This window comes from Kitasatospora sp. NPDC023118 (assembly GCF_055560875.1).
Window position 1 is genome coordinate 1 of the sequence record NZ_JBVHHW010000053.1, and the last position, 20,877, is coordinate 20,877.

Annotated in this window: 22 protein-coding genes and 1 pseudogene; 13 read left to right on the forward strand and 10 right to left on the reverse strand. The window is 73.0% G+C overall.

Annotated elements, in window-relative coordinates:
• Positions 1-187: 187 nt before the first annotated feature.
• Complete coding sequence (locus ACZ3UD_RS36025; RefSeq protein ID WP_465597780.1) at positions 188-574, forward strand: antibiotic biosynthesis monooxygenase family protein; 387 nt, start codon at positions 188-190, stop codon at positions 572-574.
• Between the two features lie 168 nt (positions 575-742).
• Here ACZ3UD_RS36025 and ACZ3UD_RS36030 read toward each other — a convergent pair whose 3' ends face one another.
• Both ACZ3UD_RS36030 and ACZ3UD_RS36035 read right to left on the reverse strand, forming a co-directional pair.
• Positions 743-949, reverse strand: a complete 207-nt coding sequence (locus ACZ3UD_RS36030; RefSeq protein WP_465597783.1) for a DUF397 domain-containing protein — start codon at positions 947-949, stop codon at positions 743-745.
• A complete protein-coding gene (locus ACZ3UD_RS36035; RefSeq protein ID WP_465597786.1) occupies positions 934-1,776 on the reverse strand; it encodes a helix-turn-helix domain-containing protein in 843 nt (280 codons plus the stop codon). Before ACZ3UD_RS36035 ends, ACZ3UD_RS36030 begins: the two co-directional genes overlap by 16 nt.
• A 118-nt stretch (positions 1,777-1,894) precedes the next feature.
• Here ACZ3UD_RS36035 and ACZ3UD_RS36040 point away from each other — a divergent pair, with 118 nt between their 5' ends.
• Complete coding sequence (locus ACZ3UD_RS36040) at positions 1,895-2,098, forward strand: hypothetical protein (protein WP_465597789.1); 204 nt, start codon at positions 1,895-1,897, stop codon at positions 2,096-2,098.
• Between the two features lie 517 nt (positions 2,099-2,615).
• On the opposite strand, the gene ACZ3UD_RS36045 is transcribed toward ACZ3UD_RS36040, so the two are convergent.
• From ACZ3UD_RS36045 to ACZ3UD_RS36055, 3 genes are all read right to left on the reverse strand, one after another.
• Entirely contained in the window at positions 2,616-3,149 is a 534-nt protein-coding gene (locus tag ACZ3UD_RS36045) for an EF-hand domain-containing protein (protein WP_465597792.1), read from the reverse strand.
• Between the two features lie 206 nt (positions 3,150-3,355).
• Positions 3,356-3,853 carry a hypothetical protein gene (locus ACZ3UD_RS36050; RefSeq protein WP_465597795.1) on the reverse strand — a complete coding sequence of 166 codons (498 nt, stop codon included), beginning with the start codon at positions 3,851-3,853 and terminating at the stop codon, positions 3,356-3,358.
• Positions 3,854-4,229: 376 nt separating this feature from the next.
• Positions 4,230-4,622 (reverse strand): nuclear transport factor 2 family protein, encoded by a 393-nt coding sequence (locus tag ACZ3UD_RS36055; RefSeq protein WP_465597798.1) that lies wholly within the window; start codon positions 4,620-4,622, stop codon positions 4,230-4,232.
• A gap of 276 nt (positions 4,623-4,898) precedes the next feature.
• On the opposite strand from ACZ3UD_RS36055, the gene ACZ3UD_RS36060 reads away from it, so the two are divergent.
• Positions 4,899-5,291 carry a hypothetical protein gene (locus ACZ3UD_RS36060; RefSeq protein ID WP_465597801.1) on the forward strand — a complete coding sequence of 131 codons (393 nt, stop codon included), beginning with the start codon at positions 4,899-4,901 and terminating at the stop codon, positions 5,289-5,291.
• The gene (locus tag ACZ3UD_RS36065) at positions 5,281-5,973 is read left to right on the forward strand and encodes a pentapeptide repeat-containing protein (protein WP_465597804.1); all 693 of its coding nucleotides are present in this window, start codon (positions 5,281-5,283) and stop codon (positions 5,971-5,973) included. The genes ACZ3UD_RS36060 and ACZ3UD_RS36065 overlap by 11 nt, the downstream gene beginning before the upstream one ends.
• A gap of 101 nt (positions 5,974-6,074) precedes the next feature.
• Here ACZ3UD_RS36065 and ACZ3UD_RS36070 read toward each other — a convergent pair whose 3' ends face one another.
• Entirely contained in the window at positions 6,075-7,286 is a 1,212-nt protein-coding gene (locus ACZ3UD_RS36070) for a hypothetical protein (protein ID WP_465597807.1), read from the reverse strand.
• A 381-nt stretch (positions 7,287-7,667) separates the two neighbouring features.
• On the opposite strand from ACZ3UD_RS36070, the gene ACZ3UD_RS36075 reads away from it, so the two are divergent.
• Both ACZ3UD_RS36075 and ACZ3UD_RS36080 read left to right on the forward strand, forming a co-directional pair.
• A complete protein-coding gene (locus ACZ3UD_RS36075) occupies positions 7,668-8,792 on the forward strand; it encodes a peptidoglycan recognition protein family protein (RefSeq protein WP_465597810.1) in 1,125 nt (374 codons plus the stop codon).
• Positions 8,793-9,033: 241 nt separating this feature from the next.
• Positions 9,034-9,561 (forward strand): SixA phosphatase family protein, encoded by a 528-nt coding sequence (locus ACZ3UD_RS36080; protein ID WP_465597812.1) that lies wholly within the window; start codon positions 9,034-9,036, stop codon positions 9,559-9,561.
• Between the two features lie 146 nt (positions 9,562-9,707).
• Here ACZ3UD_RS36080 and sigJ read toward each other — a convergent pair whose 3' ends face one another.
• The gene (gene sigJ / locus ACZ3UD_RS36085; protein WP_465597815.1) at positions 9,708-10,667 is read right to left on the reverse strand and encodes an RNA polymerase sigma factor SigJ; all 960 of its coding nucleotides are present in this window, start codon (positions 10,665-10,667) and stop codon (positions 9,708-9,710) included.
• 125 nt (positions 10,668-10,792) lie between these two features.
• On the opposite strand from sigJ, the gene ACZ3UD_RS36090 reads away from it, so the two are divergent.
• Positions 10,793-11,272 carry a carboxymuconolactone decarboxylase family protein gene (locus ACZ3UD_RS36090; RefSeq protein ID WP_465597818.1) on the forward strand — a complete coding sequence of 160 codons (480 nt, stop codon included), beginning with the start codon at positions 10,793-10,795 and terminating at the stop codon, positions 11,270-11,272.
• Positions 11,273-11,302: 30 nt separating this feature from the next.
• Complete coding sequence (locus tag ACZ3UD_RS36095; RefSeq protein ID WP_465597821.1) at positions 11,303-11,689, forward strand: DoxX family protein; 387 nt, start codon at positions 11,303-11,305, stop codon at positions 11,687-11,689.
• A gap of 109 nt (positions 11,690-11,798) precedes the next feature.
• On the opposite strand, the gene ACZ3UD_RS36100 is transcribed toward ACZ3UD_RS36095, so the two are convergent.
• The gene (locus ACZ3UD_RS36100; RefSeq protein ID WP_465597824.1) at positions 11,799-12,449 is read right to left on the reverse strand and encodes a histone deacetylase; all 651 of its coding nucleotides are present in this window, start codon (positions 12,447-12,449) and stop codon (positions 11,799-11,801) included.
• A 438-nt stretch (positions 12,450-12,887) separates the two neighbouring features.
• Between ACZ3UD_RS36100 and ACZ3UD_RS36105 the strand changes: the two genes are divergently transcribed.
• A complete protein-coding gene (locus tag ACZ3UD_RS36105; protein ID WP_465597827.1) occupies positions 12,888-16,877 on the forward strand; it encodes a Pls/PosA family non-ribosomal peptide synthetase in 3,990 nt (1,329 codons plus the stop codon).
• 101 nt (positions 16,878-16,978) lie between these two features.
• Positions 16,979-17,215, forward strand: coding sequence for a DUF4287 domain-containing protein (locus tag ACZ3UD_RS36110; RefSeq protein WP_465597831.1), 237 nt, complete (start codon positions 16,979-16,981; stop codon positions 17,213-17,215).
• A 111-nt stretch (positions 17,216-17,326) separates the two neighbouring features.
• Here ACZ3UD_RS36110 and ACZ3UD_RS36115 read toward each other — a convergent pair whose 3' ends face one another.
• Positions 17,327-17,800, reverse strand: coding sequence for a MarR family winged helix-turn-helix transcriptional regulator (locus ACZ3UD_RS36115; RefSeq protein WP_465597834.1), 474 nt, complete (start codon positions 17,798-17,800; stop codon positions 17,327-17,329).
• Between the two features lie 370 nt (positions 17,801-18,170).
• Here ACZ3UD_RS36115 and ACZ3UD_RS36120 point away from each other — a divergent pair, with 370 nt between their 5' ends.
• The 3 genes and pseudogenes from ACZ3UD_RS36120 to ACZ3UD_RS36130 all read left to right on the forward strand — a co-directional run bounded on the left by ACZ3UD_RS36120 (position 18,171) and on the right by ACZ3UD_RS36130 (position 20,622).
• Positions 18,171-19,370, forward strand: coding sequence for an MFS transporter (locus ACZ3UD_RS36120; protein ID WP_465597837.1), 1,200 nt, complete (start codon positions 18,171-18,173; stop codon positions 19,368-19,370).
• 28 nt (positions 19,371-19,398) lie between these two features.
• Positions 19,399-19,762: pseudogene (locus ACZ3UD_RS36125) on the forward strand (hypothetical protein).
• A gap of 269 nt (positions 19,763-20,031) precedes the next feature.
• Positions 20,032-20,622 carry a hypothetical protein gene (locus tag ACZ3UD_RS36130; protein WP_465597840.1) on the forward strand — a complete coding sequence of 197 codons (591 nt, stop codon included), beginning with the start codon at positions 20,032-20,034 and terminating at the stop codon, positions 20,620-20,622.
• A 25-nt stretch (positions 20,623-20,647) separates the two neighbouring features.
• Here ACZ3UD_RS36130 and ACZ3UD_RS36135 read toward each other — a convergent pair whose 3' ends face one another.
• Positions 20,648-20,776, reverse strand: a complete 129-nt coding sequence (locus tag ACZ3UD_RS36135) for a hypothetical protein (protein ID WP_465597843.1) — start codon at positions 20,774-20,776, stop codon at positions 20,648-20,650.
• Positions 20,777-20,877 lie beyond the last annotated feature (101 nt).

Consider the following 20,877-nt stretch of genomic DNA (forward strand, 5'->3'; position numbering starts at 1 on the left):
GCTCGAAACATCCTGGCCGCCGGGCAGGCGGACAGGCTAAACGCCCCTGGAGGGCCGGTGAGACCTGGTGCGGCGATCCCGCGCCAGGCGCGGCCGGTTGAACGGGGAACCCACCTCGGCGACTTGCCACGCACGGGTGTCCGTGCCGCAGGCGCGGGAGGAATCCCCGTCCTTTAGGGCGGGGAGGATGTCAAATGCTGAGGTTCGCGTTCAGGCAGGACGCCACCGAGCCCACCGCGAGCACGTGCTCGCGGTGATGCGCCGTACGGCCGCGGTGGAGTCGGTCTCCTTCGGGACGGCCGGTCAGAGTCTGGGGCGGGACGACGGCTTCACCCACGCCTTCTGCGTGGGCATCGCCGACCTGGCCGCCCTGCGGCGCTACCTGCACGACCCGGTGCACCTGGCCGGCGACCCGCAGATCATGCCGTACCTGTCCGGGATCGCCATCGGCCCGGACCTGTCCGACGACATGACGCCCACCCTGGCCGCCGAGATCCTCGCCCTGCACGAGGAGAAGGTCGCGCTGTACCCGCAGTGGGCCGCCGACCTCACACCGCTGCTCACGGCGGCGTAGGTCCCGGCGGCCCGCCTGCGGGAGCCGTCAACCGGCCGGCGCCGGGCGCCAGTTGTGGGAGTGGATGTGGTGGTCCGGGGCCACGCATGGTTCCGGTGATGGATCACACCGACGTGCTCGAGGTGCTGGACCCGCTGGCGGGCGCGGGCACCACCGCGTGGGCGGTCGTCAGCAGGCGTCGAATTCGCCGGTGCGGACGGCGGTGACGAAGGCCTGCCAGGCGTCGGCGGAGAAGACGAGGGCAGGACCGCAGGGGTCCTTGGAGTCGCGAACGGGCATGACGCCGGTGAAGCCGTCAGCGACTTCGACGCAGGCGCCGCCGCCCCCGCTATGGGAGCTCTTCCGCCATCGGGCGCCAGTCAGTTCGACATCCATTCGAAGTCTCTCCTTGCCGAGCGGATCATGGCCAGCGAGTCGGTGCGGTTCATGGCCTCGACCGCAAGCCGATCGTAGCTCCTGGTCAGGGCCGAGACGGATTCGTTCGCCTTGTCGAGGTATCCACGCTGCTCGTTCTCGCTATAGGCGAGAAATTTGCGTCCGGGCATGGTAAGGAGGTGCACCATGCGCAGGAACGGCTGGTTCTCGCCCAGGGCGAAGGGCGCGATCTGGATGACCACGTTCGGTCGGCTGGCCATGTCTTCGAGGTGGGTCATCTGCTCGATCATCACCTCCCGGCCGCCGACCCTTCGCCTCAGGCAGCTCTCGTCCATCACGGCGTGAAGGAACGGCGGCGGTGTGCGATCCAGGCACTGCTGTCGGGTGAGCCGGAACGCCACGCGCTCCTCGGCTTCCTCGGGTGTGGCAGTGTCCTGCCTGACCTTCCCCGTTTCGAACGCCGTGGCGTAGCTGCGGGTTTGTAGGAGCCCGGGAACGACGTTGATCTCGAAGAGCCGGATCTGTTCCGCGCCGTTCTCGTAGTTCGCGTACTCGGGGAAGCCCGGTGCCAGCGCCATGTGCTTGGCCTGAAAGTACATCAGCAGCAGGGTGCCGCCCGTCTGCAGGGCGTCGTCGGCCGTGGTAGCAAAATTTCGACTCGGCGGCCGACGCGCAAGTTCACAGAACGATATGTACGACGGGCTGACCCCGCACTTGCGCGCGAGCTGGTCCTGCTTGAGGCCAATCGCCCTGCGCGACCTGCGGAGTTGGATCGCGAAGGGGGCCCAGGGGCTCGACTCGGGGTCGATCTCCTTCACGTTCACCATGACCGCTCCAACTTTCCTAGCCCCCGAGGTCAAGTGCTTTGCTGCTTCCAACGCTAGGCGACGCCGGGCCATCATGTGCACAGAACGTGAAACATCGATCGCGGAGGGTTCCATTCTCATGGCCCAAGACCAGGCTCCCCGTCTCCACGGCTACGGCGTCCTCTGGGACACCGGGGCCCGGTGCTACCGGGTGCGCAACGAGATGACGGGCCAGTGGCTGCGCAGCGCCACCACCGGCGAGTTGGCCTCTTTCACCTTCTTCTCCGACGCCTGGAGCGCGTGGAAGGGCTTCGAGGTGCACAAGCGGCCGGGGGAGCAGTGATGGGCTCGACCCTCTCCCGCGCGACCGCCGAGCAGCGCCGGCAGGCCGCCGTCGTGCTGGACGACCTGACCGCCGTCCTCGCCCTCGGCCGCGTCCAACTCCCCACCCTGGAAGTCGACTGGGTCAAGGGACGTCTGACGTGCGAGCACCTGCTCCACGTCACGGCCCGCCACCCTCCGCGCCGAGACCGGCCTGAACCTGCGCCTGACCCACATCGCCGTGGTCGACTTCACCCCCCGCCGACCGCTACCTGGAACGCCTCAGCCTGGTCTTCGACGGCGGCACCGTCCGCGACGACGCCTGCCTCACCGTCCCGCCCCAGCACAGGAGCGGCCTGCTCGGCGCCCGCTTCGTCCCCGTGCGCGAACTCCCCGACGTCACGTCCCCCGCCCAACTCGCCCGCATCGCCGAGTCGTTGGCCAACCGCACGGTGCCCGTCCTCCTCCACGGCCAGCGCGCCGCCTGAGAACCCGGGGCCGGACCTGCCGCCAGGTCCGGCCCCGGGCGGAAGGGGCGGTCAGTACAGGGCGTCACCCATGGCGGAGCCGTCACCCGTGACGTACGCGCGGATCGAGGCCAGGTACTCCCCGCGGCTGACGCGCCCGTCACCGTCGCCGTCCAGCGCGTCGAACGCCGCGCCGGCGTTGTCGGCCCGGTTGCCCAGGGCCTGGCGCAGCATGGTGAACTGCGTCCGGTCCAGGGCGCCGTCCTGGTCGGCGTCGGCGAGGTCGAACAGTGCGCCCAGGGCGTGCCGGCAGATGGTGTCGAACTTCTCGGCGTCGACCCAGGCGATGTACTCCTGGTAGGTCATCACGCCGTCGCCGTTGGCGTCCATCGCGGCCCAGGCGCGTTCGCCCGTGGCGAGCGCGGCGATGACCAGGGGGTCGTCGTGGCCGCGGCCGGTCGCCTGCCGGGCCCGTTCGATCCGGACGAAGTAGTCGTGCCGGGAGGCGACTCCGTCGCCGTCCGTGTCCAGCATCGCGTAGATGCGGGCCTTCGGGGTGGTGGGGTCGGCCGGGGCCGCCTGTGGTGAGGTCCGGGGGAGGGTCATGTCGGCTCTTCCTTCGGGTGTGGGTGTTGGACCGGTCGATGGGACTGGTCAGTGGGTGCGGCGGAGCACGAGGGCGGAGTCGAGGGCGGTCTCACCAGCCGGTGACGACCGGCGAGGCGGTGCCGTCGGCCTTCCGGCCTTTCCGCCCATGATCGACGGCGGCGTCCTGCGCGCCCGGAGGACCCGCCGGGCGCCGGGAAGACCGGTCAGGGCACCTCGGTGACGATCCAGTCGGCGGAGGGCGTGGTGCCGCCGGGCGTGGCGCCGAGGTGTCCTGACCGGGTTTCCGTGAGATAGAGGTCGTTGTCGTTGAGGTCCGACGCCGACCGGACCCGGGAGTGAGCGCCGTCGGCGATGCTCCACGCGGCCTCGGTGGTGCGGCACTGACCGTAGTGGATGCTCCAGCTGTCGCCGATCGCCACACACCCCCGGGCGTTCTTCTCCGGGTCGAACACCGCGACATTCAGCGACGCTCCCTCCGGCCGTAGCTCCCACTGCTGTTCGGGCACCGCCTTGCACGGTTCGAGCCGCACCTGCGTGGTGCCGAAGATGTGGTGCAGGCAGGTCCCGGTGTTGGTGTTGCGCAGCGTGTACGTCGTCGGCTCGGCCGCCGTGCGGGCGGCGGCCGGGGGCGCGAGCGGGAGCAGGAGCAGGGACGCGACGGCGGCTGCGGTCGCGCTCGCGTCGTGAGGGCGCATGGGCATGCGCGCCAGGAAAGCGCAGATGCCGTAGGCGGTGGGTGGTTCGGCGATCGGTTCCCCCGAAAGGGTTCGTGCGCGTTGCGGTATCCCGGCCGGGGCGGGTGTAGGCCCGGTGCCCCTTGCCTCGACCACAGCACACCGCGGGAAGTCGGCCGGGGCCGGGCCGACTTCCCGCGCCGCGCCCGGCTCGGGGCGGACTACTCCCGGACGGCGCGGCGGCAGGCGTCGACCGCGACGGCAGCGGGGACGTAGTCGCCTTGCAGGATCTTGTACAGGCCCGGAACGCGTCCTCGCCGCCGGCACCGCCCGTCCGGGCGCCGCGCCGACACCCGACCAAGATCACCCGAAGACGGGGGATCTCGGTCGGCGGGGTGCCGCGCTACAGCACCTCGGCCGGGTCGGCGTAGGCGTGCATGCTGACGATCCGCCCGTCGCGGACGGTGAACACGTCGGCGGCGGTGATGTCGAGCGGGCTGCCGTCGGTGAGGACGCCGTGCACGTGGTGGACGATGACGACGCTCTCGCCGCGCCGGTGGGCGACCGGCTCGGAGTGCAACTCGCGCCACATCGCGTACGAGGCGCCCAGGTACTTGTGGACGGCGTCCGCGCCCCGATGCGGGCCCCCGTTGGGGAACTCCTCGGGCTCGACCCAGTCCACCTCGGGGTGGAGGTCGGCGACGGCGGCGTCGATGTCACCCCGGGCGTACGCCGCGTAGGCGGCGAGTACGAGGGCGACGTCGGGATCGGTGTGGTCCGCGGGAAGGGAAGTCATGCCGGGGACCGTACCCCGTGCGGCAGTTGAGCGTCAGCGGCGTCTTCGACGACCACGGCGGGCGAAACGCGCGCGGGGACCGCGATGGGAAGCGGTCATGGGGGAATGGTGTCGGTGCACGGCCTGTTCGCGGGGAGAAACATAGAGGCCCTCACCCGAACGTGGCTGATCGGAAAGTGAATTGACGGCCAGTCCGACACGTGAGGAGACTTCCCGGTGGCGGGCGGCCGGGTGCCACGCCGGGCCCGCTGTCCGCACGTGGTCGAAGGGAGCAGGATGTCGACCTGGCATGCGGGCCTGTGGGGGCTGCTCGGGTCGGGGCTGATCGAGGCCTGGGACCTGTACGCGGCGATCCACGCCTCGCGCGGTTTCCCGTGGAAGCGGCGCGGCCGGCTCGCGCTGGCACCGTACCTGGCGGCGGTCGCGATCCGGCTCGGCGTCGGCGGCGGGCTGGCGGCGGCGTACGCGGCCAGCGGGCAGATCGCCGGGGCGATCGGCGCCGTGACGGTCGGCATCGCCGCGCCGAAGATCCTTGAGCAACTCGCCCGCAGGACGACGGCGGACGATCCTCAGGCCGTGGTGGTGAACCGGGCGAGGCCGGGCGCCCCGTCCGGTCGCGCGGTCGGTGTGGAGGCGGTCCGGGAGGAGGGAGCGGTCGATGCCCGCTGACTCCTTCGGCCGTCAGGTCCTCGGCTACATCGCCAGGACCGAACCGCCGTTCCGTTCCCCCGCTCCGGTGCGGCCGCGCCCCGGCTTCCTGGCGATGCTGCGGGCGGCGCTGGCCTTTCAGCCGTACCGGCGGGTCTGGCACGGTGAGCAGCTGACGGGCGCTGACCTGCGCAGGGCGGACCTGGCGAACGTCGCCATGGCCGGTGCGGATCTTCTCGGTGCCGACCTCAACGGTGCGGATCTGCGGGGAGCCAGTCTGCGCGGCGCCATGCTGCGGGACGCCAACCTGTCCAGGGCGCAGCTGATCGGTGCCGACCTGCGCGGTGCCCGGCTGCGCGGCGCCAACCTGGTGCGGGCCGACCTGACGGACGCCGTGCTGGTCCAGGCGGACCTGACCGATGCCCACCTCGCCCATGCCGTCCTGTGCAATGCGTACCTGGGAGGCGCCGACCTGACCGGTGCCCATCTGCAGGGCGCGGATCTGAGCGGTGCCGACCTGCACACGGCCGACCTGGCCGGCACCGAGGTGACGGGGGCCCGATGGTCGGAGGGGACCTGGTGGCCGGCGGACCTGTCCGAGGAGATCCGGTCCAGGTCCGTCGAGGTGGCGGACGGCATCTGGGAGATCCGGGCCGACGAAGCGCGCGACCGTGCGGACATGTGCGGCCCGGCGCTGGTCTGAGCCCGCCCCACGACAGCGGCCCCCACCAGGACGATCGCCTGGTGGGGGCCGCTGTCACGGGTGCGGTCGAGCGCTCCGGCTCTCCCGCGTTCCGAGATCGGTCAGGCGCGCCGGCGGCTGATCCGCGTGGCCGCCGCGCCGGCCGCGAGGAACGCGGCGGCGAGGCCGAGCAGGACGGGTGTCTTCGGGGCGCCGGTGTGGGCCAGCTCGCCGTGGTGGTGGCCGGCGTGGTGCTCCTCGCCCTCACCGTGGTGGCCGGGCTTCACCTCGTGCTTGCCATGGTGGGCCGGCTTGTGCGCCGGCCGTTCCTCGACCTCCTCCGCGACGAACTTGATCTTGTTCAGGTTGAGGGAGGTGTTCTTGGCGTTGTTCTGCGCGGAGTTGTTCGAGTTGCTGGTGGCGCTGCTGGCGGCGGTGTTGTTGGCGCTGTTGTTGAGGTCGTTGGTGACGCTGTTCTGCACGATGACGGTCACATCGACGTCCTGGTCCTGCGCGGAGTTCTGGTCCTGGCCCTGGTGCTGCTCCTGGCCGCCGGGCTTGCCGTGCTCGGGCTTGCCGTGCTCGTCGGGCTTGCCGTGCTCGGGCTTGCCGTGCTCGTCGGGCTTGCCGTGCTCGGGCTTGCCGTGCTCGTCGGGCTTGCCGTGCTCACATGGCTTGCAGTGCTCGTCGTGCTCGCATTTCCCGTCGTGCTTGCAGTGCTCGTTGTGGTGCTTGCAGTGCTCGCCGTGTTCGCAGTGCTCGCCGTGTTCGGCAGGGATGCCGGGGATGCCGTGCCCGGCGGGGATGCCGGGGATGCCGTGTTCGGCGGGGATGCCGGGCAGGCAGAAGAACTCGCCGAGGCCGTGGTCGGCGAGGTGGCCGCGGTGCTCGTGTCCGGGCTCGTGGAGGCAGTTCTTGCTGCCGTTCGTTCCCATGTCCATGGGAAGCGTCGACGGCGCCTGCCCCGCCAGCCGCTCGCCCTCGGTGCCCTGCTCGTCGGGCTGGGCCGCGTCATCCGGCTGCGCGGTGCCGGGCTCCTGGCCGTCGGCCAGGGCCGCCTCGGGCTCGGTGTCACCGTCGGTTCGGGGGGACGGGCGGACGGCCTGCGTCGGCCGGAAAGCGCTGCTGCTGGTGAAGGTCCTGGCGCCGTCCGCCGAGGTGCCGCCCTCGGCCAGGCGCAGAAGGCCGTCGACCCATTCGCCCCGGGCCTGCGTTGAGCCGCCGGCGGCGCTGTGGTCGGTGACGGGCGAGGCGAAGGCCGTGCCGCCCGCGCCCCAGACGAGGGCGGCCGAGGTCAGCCCGGACAGGACCAGGGTGGTGATTCGAATTCGCATGACGCTCCTGGTTGATCCTCAAAACGGATCTTCTGAATACGCTCCTTTATCACCGAACCGTGAGGTACGCCGCCGTGAATTAACCGCACCGGCCCAAAGGATTACGGAGTACGGGCGAACGTCGCCCGTGCGGTCCGCGCCGCCGTTTCCCGCCGTCACGCCCGCGACGGAACCGGGCCTCCCGGACACCGCCGCCGACCGGAATCCCCCGGATGGCGGAGCTCATGAAGGGGCGTGCGGATGCCGGTGCCAACCGCCTGGCCGGTCGGATCCGACCAGGAATTCCCGGCTCCCCGTCCTGGTGCCCCGGCGGCCTTCCGTGACGGTGTGCCGACTTTCGGCGACATGCAGGGGCGGTGAATTGTGGTGACCATCCGTTCCATGAGGATCTCAATCCCGGCAGCCGTCCTCGCCGGCTGCATCGCCGCCCTGCTCTTCCAGCCCCCCGCCGCCGCCGACAGCTCGGGTGCCCCCGCCCCCGCCCCGGCACCGCGCACCTCCGCCGGGGGCGGCTTGGTCACCTCCGTCGCCCTCACCGCCGGCGGTGCCGTCGCGCCCCGGGCCACCCGTCCGTTCGAGCTTCTCGGCGTGGTCTGGGACGGCGCCCCCGGCGCGCTCGCCAAAGGCTCCGTGCGGGTCCGCACCCGGGACGCCGCCACCGGCCGGTGGGGCGACTGGCACACCCTGGAGGCCGATGCCGTGGACGGCCCCGAGGCCGCGCCGCACGGCGCCACCGCCCCGCTGTGGACCGGCCGCAGCGACGGCGTCGCGGTGGACGTGCGCCCCGGTCCGGCCGGCCTTCCGCGCGGACTGCGGGTCGAACTCGTCGACCCCGGTCAGGGAGCCGCCTCCACCGACGCCCAGACCCTGCCCGGGCGACCGGCCGCACCCGCCACCGCCTCCGCCCCGCGCCCCGGCATCGTCACCCGGGCCGGATGGGGTGCGGACGAGTCCATCCGTGAACAGGGCTTCGTGTACACCGGCCCGGTCAAGGTGGTCTTCGTCCACCACACCGCGACCGCCACCGACTACGCCTGCTCCGACGCCCCCCGGGTGATCAGGTCGATCTACCAGTACCACGTGCAGGGCAACGGCTGGCGGGACATCGGCTACAACTTCCTGGTCGACCGCTGCGGCACCGTCTACGAGGGCCGCGCGGGCGGCGTCGACCAGCCCGTCTTCGGCGCCCACACCCTCGGCTTCAACACCGACTCCTCCGGCGTCGCCGCCATCGGCACCTACAGCTCGGACGAGCCGCCGCAGGCGTTGCAGGACGGCCTCGCGAAGATCGCCGCGTGGAAGCTCGGCCTCACCGGCCGGGCGGCCGACGGCAAGGCCCAGCTCACCTCCGGCTCCGACGCCAGCCTCTACCCGAAGGGCAAAGTCGTCGACTTCGAGGCCATCTCCGGCCACCGCGACGGCTTCGCCACCGAATGCCCCGGCGGCGCCCTCTACGCCAAGCTCCCCGCCATCCGCAGCACGGCGGTGCGACTCCAGGGGTCGTAAAGCCGTGAGGTGCGGCGCGAACTCCGGTACGACCTGGGTAACTTGAGTGCGGCGGGTGCGGGGTGAGGCGACCGTACCCGCTCCACCGGGAGCACCACCGCCGCATCGACGGGATCGTCTCCGGCGAAGGCGAGCAGGTCCGAACGCGGCAGCTCCGTGCGCTCCTCCACGCCACCCGTCCGCCATCCGGCGGATCCGACAGCCGAGCCCCCACGCCCGTACGGAGAACACGGAGTAGCCCGTGCCCGAGGAGAAGCAGCGCCGGATCGTCCTGGTGCGCCACGCCAAGTCCGACTGGCCCGACGTGGACGACCACGACCGCCCCCTGGCCGAGCGGGGCCGCAAGGCCGCTCCGGCGGCCGGTCGTTGGCTCGCCGACCAGGGCCTCACCCCCGACCTCGCGCTGGTCTCCACCGCCGTGCGCACCCGTCAGACCTGGGCGCTCATGGCCGCCGAACTCCCTACCGAGCCCGAGACCGTCTACGACGAGCGCCTCTACGACATCGGCCTCGGCGAGCAGCTCATCGCACTGCTCACCGAGACCCCGGACGACGTCGGCACCCTGCTCGTGCTCGGCCACAACCCGGTCATCCACGAGGCGGCCGACACCCTGGCCGGCGAGGCCGAGGACGACGACCAGCTGGCCCGGATGCAGGGCCGCTTCCCGACGGCCGCCATCGCGGTGCTGGCCTTCCAGGGCCCCTGGCGGCGCGTCGGGCCCGACGCCGCGCGGCTCACCGCCTACCGCACGCCCAGGGACGCCGTCTGAGCGCCGCGCCCCAGGGCGTGCGGCGCGTCAGACGCGGGTGCAGACGTGGGCGGTCCTGCTGCCGCCGGCGGTGTGGACGACGGTCAGGGTGGTGCCGTCACACGTCACCGCCGGGTTCTCCTCGCTGCTGGTCCAGATGATGCCCCCTACCGTTCCCGTACCTTCCGCAGCCCGAGGTCGGACACCTCGCCCAGGTGCCCGAGCTTGTCCGGGTTGGCCACCGCGTGGATCTCCCGCACCGCGCCGTCGACGATGTCGAGCGCGACCACGTTGAGCACCCGCCCCTGGCCGTCGTACGCCACCACGCCCGGGCGCCCGTTGACCTGGGCCGGCACCAGGCTCGCGCCGAGGGCGGCGATCCGGCGTATGCCGCTGACGAGCAACTGGGCGACCTGGCGCGGCTTGTCGACCGAGCGGCCGATCGCCTGGGCCTTGCCGCCGCCGTCGCCGTGCAGGACGACGTCGGGGGCGAGCATGCCGAGCAGCTCCTCCAGGTCCCCGCCGGCGGCCACCTCGAAGAAGCGGCGGGCGAGTTCGTCGCCCTCCGCGCGCCGGGTCGGGGGCAGCGGGGCGTCCGCGCTCACCGCCAGGCGCTTCCTGGCCCGGGCGAAGATCTGACGGCAGTTCGCCTCGGACTTGCCGGTCAGCTCCGCGACCTCCGGGTAGCCGTACCCGAAGGCCTCGCGCAGCACGACCACCGCGCGCTCGACGGGGGAGAGGGCCTCCAGCATCACCAGGAAGGCCATCGACAGCGAATCGGTCAGCTCGGCGTGCTCGGCCGGGCCGCCGGGGCGGTCGGCGAAGGCGACGACCGGCTCGGGCAGCCACTCGCCGACGTAGGTCTCGCGCCGCACCCGGGCCGAGCCGAGGTGGTTGATGCCCAGCCTGGTCACCGAGGTGGTCAGGTACGCCTTCAGGTTGGTGATCGCGGTGCCGGCCTGCTCGGCGCGGGTCAGGTTGAGGAAGGTGTCCTGGACGAGGTCCTCGGCGTCGCCCACCGAGCCCGTCATGCCGTAGGCGATGGAGAACAGCAGCGGCCGGTACCCGACCGCGTCCACCGTGTCCACCGCGTCCACCGATCCCGCCGCATCCGCCGATCCCGCCATGGAAACGCCTCCCGTTCAACGCCGCCCCGCCCGGGGGTGGCGCGCGTCACATCCGTACCTGTCACAGCCTGCCCGGCTGCCCTGTCCTAGAGGGCACCAGCGGACAACGTACCGAGGAGCACACCGTGGAAGCCCGTCTGAACCCCTTCGCCAGCCCCGTCATGGGCAAGGTCTTCAAGCACCTCATCGCCGCCAACCGGATCCTGGTGGAGTCCACCCTGCCGGTCACCGTCCAGGAGCTGGTCAAGCTGCGCGCCAGCCAGATCAACGGCTGCGGCTACTGCGTCGACATGCACTTCAAGGACGCCGTGCACGCGGGCGAGGAGGCGACCCGGCTGAACCTGGTGGCGGTGTGGCGCGAGGCCACGGTGTTCACCGAGGCCGAGCGGGCCGCCCTGGAGCTGGCCGAGGAAGGCACCCGGCTCGCGGACGCGGCGGGCGGGGTGAGCGACGAGGTGTGGGCCAACGCCGCCAAGCACTACGACGAGGAGCAGCTCGCCGCCCTGGTGAGCCTGGTCGCGGTGATCAACGCCTTCAACCGCGGCAACGTGATGACCCGCCAGCCCGCCGGAAGCTACCGCGCCGGGGATCCCCACACCCTCTGACCAGCCCTTCATCCGACAAGGAGAACCGTCGTGAACCTCGCGCTGTGGATCGTCACCGCGCTGCTGGCCGCCGCCTACCTGCTCGGCGGCGCCTTCAAGATGGTCACGCCGAAGGAGAGGATCGCCGCCGCCGGGTACAGCGGGCGCTGGGTCGAGGACTTCAGCGCCGGCGGGGTGAAGGCGATCGGCGCCGTCGAGGTGCTCGCCGCCGTCGGGCTGATCCTGCCCGCGGTGCTGGACATCGCGCCGGTGTTCGTGCCGCTGGCCGCGCTCGGGCTGGTGCTGCTGATGGCCGGGGCGGCGGCGGTGCGGCTGCGGCGCCAGGAGTTCAAGCTCGTCGCGGTGGACGTGGCCTACCTCCTGCTGGCCGCGTTCGTGGTGTGGGGGCGCTTCGGACCGGAGTCGTTCCCCGGCTGATCTCCCTGGTGCGGCGATCGGCCGGGCGCGACCGCTACGGGGGAGCGGTCGCGCCCGGCCGGCGTGCCCGGCCGCGGGGGCGCGCCGCGAACGTCTGAACGCCCCCGGTTCACCCGAGCGGCGCCTCCACCGCCTCGGGTGTCCAGTGCCCGGTCGCGCCCGGTCGGGTGGCGAGGTAGTGGGCCGCGCGCCGGGCGCTCCAGCCGTGGGACTGCGCCAGGCCCGCGCCCAGGGTGCGCAGGTGGGCGGCCGAGGGGGCGGTGGGTTCGGCGCCGGCCAGCCCGGTGGGGGAGGTGAAGGTGAGCAGCGGGTGCCCGTCCAGCTCGCCCGGGCACGGCAGGGTCTCGTAACGGCCCGGGCCCAGGTCGTCGCGCCCGGTGGCCAGGACGCGGGTGAGGTCGAGGTCGGCGCCGGGGGAGCGGTACATCTCCTGCGCGGCGACGTCGCTGAACTGACCGGCCGATACCAGGTGGGCGCGGCAGGGCAGTCCGCCGGGAAGGGCCGGGTCGTAGAAGGCCATCGCGCCGCCCCAGGTCAGTGACCGCCCGGCGAAGTACAGCCCGCCCGGCAGCGTCAGCGCCGCCTCCCGGCGCGGCGCGCGCCGGTCGCGGCAGCCCGGGCAGCCGCGACCGGCGCCCTGTGGCCGTCCGCCGTACAGGTAGCAGCCGAAGCGGGCGGCGTGCAGGTTGGAGCCGTAGGCGGTGTACCAGACGAGTGGATCCTCGCCGTTCCGGCCGGAACCGCGTCCTGCGGTCCACACCGTATTCACAGGAAACGTCCCCATGGAAAACGTCGGCGGCAGACTCTCACACAAACGTGCGAACGGGGTGAACGGGCCGATGATTCGACCACCTCCCGATTCGGTAGCCATCCCCTCGCTACCGGTACCGTTCCGGACGCCATGGCGTTCATCACCCTTCCCCCTCCGCCGCACCCCTCCGGTTTTCGCCGACTACGCTTCACCGGCGAAATATTCGAAAACCACCACAAAGACATTCGATTCGCATCGCCGCCGCCACACATGGCATCGATCATGAGATTTTCCTTTGACCGCACCTTCGCTGCATCCGGCGGACTCCCAGCGGAGTCATGGTGAGTGGGCGCGTCCCGTCAGGTGACACCATGTGACGTTGACATCGCACCAAGTGCGCGACACATACGCGCCCCCAAGGAAAACGGAGCCGAGGAACCCACCCCCATGGACGTACGCCACGACACGGCCGGCCCAGGCACGCTGCACCGCCCCCACCCGGGGCAGGCGGCCAGCTGGCCGGTGGCCCAGCCCGCGCACCAGCGCACCCTGCTCGACGTCATCGCCGCGACCGCCGACGCCCACCCGCACGCGCCCGCACTCGACACCGGCGACGCCGTTCTCGACTACCGCACCCTGATGCAGGAGGTCGACGCCCTCGCCGGCGTGCTGGCCGGCCACGGCATCGGCCGCGGCGACCGGGTGGGCGTGCGCATCCCCTCCGGCACCGCCGACCTCTACGTCTCCATCCTCGCGGTGCTGCGCTGCGGCGCCGCCTACGTGCCGGTGGACGCCGACGACCCCGACGAGCGCGCCGAGATGATCTGGTACGACGCCCAGGTCTGCGCGATCCTCGGCGCCGAGCGCAGACTCTTCGCCGGACCCGCCGCCCGCCCCTCGGGCCGCCCCGCCTGGCCCTCGCCGGCCGACGACGCCTGGATCATCTTCACCTCCGGCACCACCGGCCGCCCCAAGGGCGTCGCCGTCACCCACCGCAGCGCCGCCGCCTTCGTCGACGCCGAGGCCCGCATCTTCCTGCCGCAGCAGCCGCTCGGCCCCGGCGACCGCGTCCTCGCGGGCCTCTCCGTGGCCTTCGACGCCTCCTGCGAGGAGATGTGGCTGGCCTGGCGCCACGGCGCCTGCCTGGTCCCGGCCCCCCGCTCCCTGGTCAAGGCCGGCACCGACCTCGGCCCCTGGCTCGTGAGCCGCCGCATCACCGCCATCTCCACCGTCCCCACCCTGCTCGCCCTGTGGCCCCAGGAGTGCCTCGACCAGGTCCGCCTGATCATCGTCGGCGGCGAGGCCTGCCCCACCGAACTCGTCGAGCGCCTGGCCGTGCCCGGCCGCGAGTTCTGGAACACCTACGGCCCCACCGAGACCACCGTCGTCGCCACCGCCGCCCGGATGCTCCCCGGCCAGCCCGTACGCATCGGCGCCCCGCTGGACGGCTGGGAGATCGCCGTCGTCGACCAGGCCGGCAACCCCGTGCCCTGGCACGAGACCGGCGAACTGCTGATCAGCGGCATCGGCACCGCCCGCTACCTCGACCCCGCCAAGGACGCCGAGAAGTTCAGCCCCCACCCCGCGATCGCCTCCCCCCGCGTCTACCGCAGCGGCGACCTGGTACGCAACGACCCCGAAGGCCTGATCTTCCTCGGCCGCGCCGACGACCAGATCAAACTCGGCGGCCGCCGCATCGAACTCGGCGAGATCGACGCCGCCCTCCAGGCCCTGCCCGGCATCCGCGCCGCGGCCGCCGCCATCCGCAAGACCCCGGCCGGCGCCGACCTGCTGGTCGGCTACCTCGTCGCCCAGCCCGGCACCGACCCCGACCTCGCCGCCGCCCGCCAGCACCTGCTGGAGCGCCTGCCCGCCCCGCTGGTCCCCGTCCTCGCCCTCGTCGACTCCCTGCCCACCCGCACCTCCGGCAAGGTCGACCGCAACGCCCTGCCCTGGCCACTGGCCACCACCGGCACCGCCGCGGCCGCCGCCGAGACCCTCGACGGCACCGCCGGCTGGCTCGCCGGCCACTGGGAACGCCTGCTCGGCACGGCCCCGGGCAGAGGCGACGACTTCTTCGCCCTCGGCGGCTCCAGCCTCACCGCCGCCCGCCTGGTCTCCGAACTGCGCACCCGCCACAGCGGCGTCTCCGTCGCCGACCTGTACGCCCACCCGGTACTCGGCGACCTCGCCGGCTACCTCGACTCCCTCGCCCCGGCCCAGCCGGCGGCCGCGGCCGGGCCGGAAGCCGCCGCGACCACCGCACCCGTGCGACCGGTACGCCCCACCCCGCGCAGCGCGGGCCTGTGGCAGACCCTCATCCTGCTCGGCCTGTTCGCCATCGCCGGCCTGCGCTGGGTCATCGTCCTGATCGCCGTCGACAACCTCCTCGGCAACCACCTCCCCTGGGCCCCGCACAGCTCATGGTGGCCCGTCGTCGCCGGCCTGCTCCTCTTCTACAGCGCCCCCGGCCGCACCCTGATCGCCGCCGCCGGCGCCCGCCTCATCACCGCCGGCATCCGCCCCGGCAGCCACCCCCGCGGCGGCCACGTCCACCTGAGACTGTGGACCGCCGAACGCTTCACCGCCATGTTCGGCACCGGCCGCCTCAGCGGCACCCCCTGGGCCCCGCGCTACGCCCGGATGCTCGGCTGCCGCGTCGGCAAGGACGTCCAACTGCACACCTCGCCCCCGGTCACCGGCCTGGCCCGGATCGGCCACGGCGCCTGCATCGAACCCGAGGTCGACATCGCCGGCTGGTGGCTCGACGGCGACACCCTCCAGCTCGGCCGCCTCGACATCGGCGAGGACTCCAGCATCGGCCACCGCGCCACCCTGATGCCCGGCGCCCGCATCGGCCACGGCGCCGAGATCGCCCCCGGCTCCTGCGTCACCGGCACCGTCCCGCCCGGCGAGCACTGGAACGGCTCCCCGGCCCGCCCCTCCACCGAGGCCCGCACCCAGTGGCCGACGACGCCGGCCCGCCCCTCCCGGACCTGGAACCTCGCCTACGGCGCCGGCTTCGCCCTCTTCGGACTCCTCCCGGTCATCGCCGCGCTGCCCGCGCTGCTGATCATCTACCCGATGGTCGACAACGACCGCACCCTGGTCCAGGCCATGCTCCGGCTGCTGCCGATGACCGCCCCGCTCGCGGTGCTGACCGTCCTGTGCCACGCCGCGCTGATAGCCCTACTGATCCGCCTCCTCTCCCTGCCGCTGCGCCCGGGCTTCCACCCGGCCACCGGCCGCGTCGCCTTCTGCGCCTGGGCCGTCTCCGGCCTCAGCGACACCGCCCGGCGCACCCTGTTCCCCTTCTACGCCAGCCTCTTCACCCCGGTGTGGCTGCGCCTGCTCGGCGCGAGGATCGGCCGCCGGGTCGAGGCCTCCACGGTGCTCTCGCTGCCCGGCCTGATGCGGGTCGACGACGGCGCCTTCCTCGCCGACGACACCCTCCTCGCCCCCTACGAGCTGCGCGGCGGCTGGCTGCGCCTGGGCCGCTCGCACGTCGGGCGCCGCTCCTTCGTCGGCAACTCCGGCATCGTCGGCCCCGACCGCTCCCTGCCCGACAACTCCCTGGTCGGCGTGCTCTCCGACACCCCCGCCCACGCCCCCGAGGGCTCCTCGTGGCTGGGCCGGCCCGCCTTCGCACTGCCGCGCGTGGCCGACACCGGCTCCGAGGGGCGCACCTACAACCCGCCCAAGCGCCTGATGTGGGCGCGCGCCGGCGTCGAGGTCTGCCGGCTCCTCCCGGTCATCGTCGCGGTCGTGCTGGCCGACCTGGTGTTCGCCGCCCTGCAGTCGATACGGGACGACTACGGGCTGGGCGTGGCCTTCGGCTCCGCCGGGCTGGTGCTGATCGCCGCCGCCGTCGCCGCCTGCGCGATCGCCACCGCCGCCAAGTGGCTGCTGGTCGGGCGCTTCCGCGTCGCCGAGCACCCGCTGTGGTCCTCCTTCGTGTGGCGCAACGAGCTCTACGACACCTTCGTCGAGGAGCTCGCCATGCCCTTCGGCGGCGGCGCCATCACCGGCACCCCGTACCTGAACGTCTGGCTGCGCAGCCTCGGCGCCAAGATCGGGCGCGGCGTGTGGTGCGAGACCCACTGGCTGCCCGAGAGCGACCTGGTCACCGTCGAGGCGGGCGCCAGCGTCAACCGCGGCACCGTGCTGCAGACCCACCTGTTCCACGACCGGGTGATGCGCCTGGGCCCCGTCCACCTGGGCGCCGGCTCCACCACCGGGCCGCACTCGATCGTCCTGCTCAACTCCGCGCTGGGCGACAACACCACCGTCGGCCCCGCCTCGCTGGTCATGCGCGGCGAGAGCGTCCCCGGCGACACCCGCTGGCTCGGCAACCCCGTCGCCGCGTGGAACGCCGACCCCACCCCGCCGGCCGGGCGCCGCGCCGCCCGCGGGCGCAGGCGCACCGCGACGGTGTGATCACGGTCACTTCCGCCGGGCGATGAGTTGTCGGTGCGGTCACGGTCCTAACCCGTGACCGCACCGATTCTGCTTTGCCCGCACTTGGGAGGACGCCGGACATGACCACGGCACCTGTGAAGGCCACCGCCGCGAAGACCGCCGCGAAGGGCCCGGCCGCCTACTTCCCCTCCATCGAGAAGAAGTACGGCCGCCCCGTCGGGGAGTGGAAGGAGCTCATCCGCGCCTCCCCGCTCACCCGGCACATGGAACTCGTGGCCTGGCTCAAGGCCGAGCACGGCCTCGGCCACGGCCACGCCAACGCCCTGGTCGCCCACACCCTCGCCGCGCGGGCCTGACCGCCCCGCGCGGGGGAGTACGCCGGTGCCCCGGGTCCGGACGGTGGTCCGGACCCGGGGCACCGGGCTGCGGGAGGCCTGCGGGAGGGGCGTACGGGAGGCGTGCGGGGCTCAGGGCCGCGGGAGCGCCGGCGGGGGGCCGACCGCCTCGACGGCCTTGACCAGTGGGGCCAGCTCGGGGTTCCTGGCGGCCTCGTCGAGCGCCTCGCGCAGGGCGGCGTCGTTGGTCGGGCGGGCCCGCTCCAGGAGCTTCAGGCCGTCCTCGGTGACGTTGGTGTAGATGCCGCGCCGGTCCGTCGGGCACAGGTAGCGGGAGAGCAGGCCGCGGTCCTCCAGCCGGGTGACCAGGCGGGTGGTGGCGCTCTGGCTGAGCACGACCGCGTCGGCGACCTGCTTCATCTGCAGGTGCCCGCCCTCGTCGTCGTGCTGGCGGCTGAGCACGTCGAGCAGCGAGTACTCCCGCACGCTCAGGTCGTGCTCGGACTGCAGGGCGCGCTCGATGTGCGCCTCGATCCGGCCGTACAGGAGGTAGAGGGCGGCCCATCCGTTGGCGAGGGCGGTCAGCGCGGGGTCCGTGGCGGTCATGGGCCCGGTCTCCTTTCCAGGTGCTACACGCCCCAGGATAGGCCATGCGGCGAAATATCGGCTAGGGCATACATAAGGCTTATGCAAGCATCTGCCGCCCCGGCGGTCCCGGTCCGCGGCCCCGGGGTGGCGGCGCGAGGGGCTTCGCCCGCCGGCGCGCCGAGCGTCGGTAGTCACCCGTTCGGAGTAGCGGCAGGGGTTGGGGTCGGCCGGTCGGGGCCCGGCCCCGTTTTCGCGCGCCCGGGACCCGTCCCCGACTCGCCCCAGGGTCCTCCGCGAAGGCGGATTGCCCGCACTTGCACTTATGGCGCGTGTGCAACTATTGTCGGGAGGTGTAAGGCGCACTAGCAATCGCATGGAGGTCGCGCCAATGCCCCTCGCACTCCTCGCCCTGGCCATCGGGGCCTTCGGGATCGGGACCACCGAGTTCGTGATCATGGGCCTGCTGCCCGAGATCGCCGGCGACTACGGCGTCTCGATCCCCACCGCCGGACTGCTCGTCACCGGCTACGCGATCGGCGTCGTCATCGGCGCCCCGCTGATGACGGTGCTCGGCACCAGGATCAGCCGCAAGACGATGCTGATGCTGCTGATGGGCCTGTTCACCGTCGGCAACCTGGTCTCCGCGACGGCGCCGAGCTTCGGCCTCATGCTCGCCGGACGCATCGTCGCCTCGCTCGCCCACGGCGCGTTCTTCGGCATCGGCTCCGTCGTCGCCGCCGAACTGGTCGCCCCGCAGAAGAAGGCCGGCGCCATCGCCACCATGTTCACCGGACTGACCGTCGCCAACATCGTCGGCGTCCCGCTCGGCACCTTCATCGGCCAGGCCGTCGGCTGGCGCACCACCTTCGCCGCCGTCGCCGTCCTCGGCGTGGTCGGCCTGCTCGGCATCGCCAAGCTCGTGCCCGCGATGCCGCGCGCCGAGGGCGCCCACCTGCGCCGCGAACTCACCGCCTTCCGCAACCCGCAGGTCCTGCTCGCCATGGCGATGACCGTGCTCGGCTTCGGCGGAGTGTTCGCCGCGATCACCTACATCGCGCCGATGATGACCCACGTCGCCGGCTACTCCGACGGCGCGGTCACCTGGCTGCTGGTGCTGTTCGGCGTCGGGATGTTCCTCGGCAACCTGCTCGGCGGCAGGTTCGCCGACCGCACGCTGATGCCGATGCTCTACACCACCCTCGGCGGACTCGCCGTCGTGCTCGGGCTGTTCACCCTGACCGCGCACGACAAGATCGCCGCCGCCGTCACGATCACGCTGGTCGGCGCGCTCGGCTTCGCCACCGTCCCGCCGCTGCAAAAGCGCGTCCTCGACCAGGCCCACGGCGCCCCCACCCTGGCCTCGGCCGTCAACATCGGCGCCTTCAACCTCGGCAACGCCCTGGCGGCCTGGCTCGGCGGGACCGTCATCACCGCCGGCCTCGGCTACACCGCCCCGAACTGGGTCGGCGCCCTGCTCGCCGCCGCCGCCCTGGTCCTCGCCTTCTGGTCCGCCGCGCTGGAACGCCGCACCCCGGCCGCCCCGGCCGCCGCGGCCGCCGTCCCCGCCGCCGTCCCCGTCCACCACTGAGCCCCCGTCATCCGGGAGCAGCGCCACCATGAGCACCACCGCCGTCACCCCGCCCACCACCACCGACGCCGAGACCCTCATCGACGCCGCCCGCACCGCTGCCGAGGCGGCCGACGTCGCGGTCGGCGTCACCGTCCTGGACGACCGCCCTTCTCGGCGCCCCCACCGCCGACCTGGTCGACCCGGTCAAGCCCGACGGCCCGTTCCACACCCTGCCCACCGCCCCGGACCGCCCGCTGCCGTTCATCGCCGGTGGCATCCCCGTCCACCGCGACGGCCGCCCGATCACCCTCGACGGCACCTTCCACGGGCAGGGCGGCGTCCGGCAGGTCATCGGCCGGCTGCCGGCTGACCTGCCCGACGCGAAACCGGCGGCCCCGGTGGCGGGCTGACCCCCGCACAGTCGCGGACGGGTGACCGGGGCCGGGTCCGCCGGCGGCACGACCGGGAAAGGCGGACCCGGCCCCGGCGCGTTTCCGTACGGGCGGGGCACCGACCGCGAAGTGCCCGTACGGCTGCGGTCGGCACCCACTGGACGACTTCAACAGCACGTGAAGTCAAGCCCGGGCCCCGCGCACGCCCCCGCGCGGCGGGCGGCCACCGCAGCGGGGTAGCCTCGCTCACGGCGGGGCCGGACGGGTCGAGCGGACAGGGCGGGCGGATGACGGAGCGGCAGCGCGGCTACTGGCGGGAGTCGGACGGCTCGGCCGTCGCCGCCAGCCAGGCGCACATCGTGTGGACCAGAGCGGCCTACCCGGCCCTGGTGGACGTGGCGAGCCGCTACCACGCGGTGATCACCTACGCCGAGCTGGCCGAGGCGGTGCAGCAGGCCTCCGGGGTGCGCACCAGCGTCAACCAGCGGCACTGGATCGGCAAGGTGCTGGCCCTGGTGGTGCGCGAGGCGCACCGCCGCGGGGACCCGCCGCTGACGGCGCTGGTGGTGCACGCCGCCGACGGCATGGTCGGGACCGGCTACCAGGACGTGCTGGCGGTGGCCGGGCAGCCGCCGATCCTCGACGAGATGGACCGCGAACTCCACGCGGCCGCCGCCCGCCTGGCCTGCTACCGGCACTTCGGCGCCGACCTGCCCGCCGACGGCGGCATCCCGGCCCTGGCCCCGCGGCTGAAGACCGCGGTGACCCGCAAGGCCACCGCCGCCACCTTGCCGCGGCCGCCGGCGATCTGCCCGACCTGCTTCCTCGAACTGCCGGCGACCCGGGTGTGCGACTCCTGCGGCGAGAAGGTCCCGTAACCCGCCGGCCCCACTGCGCCGCCCGTCAGACGGCGGCCGGCAGACGGCCGGGCATCCGCCAGCCCTCGGCGAGGCGGGAGGGGGACAGGCGGCGGCCGTCGCCGAAGAACTCGCAGAACTTCATGATCAGCGGGTCCCAGCCGAGCGGGTCCACCGGAGATACCGCAGGGTGCCTCGGCCTTTAGGCCGAGGGGGAATGCGGCTTCCCGCGTAGCGGGTCACGGGTAGCCGTATCGCCGTCAAGGCGATCCGGCG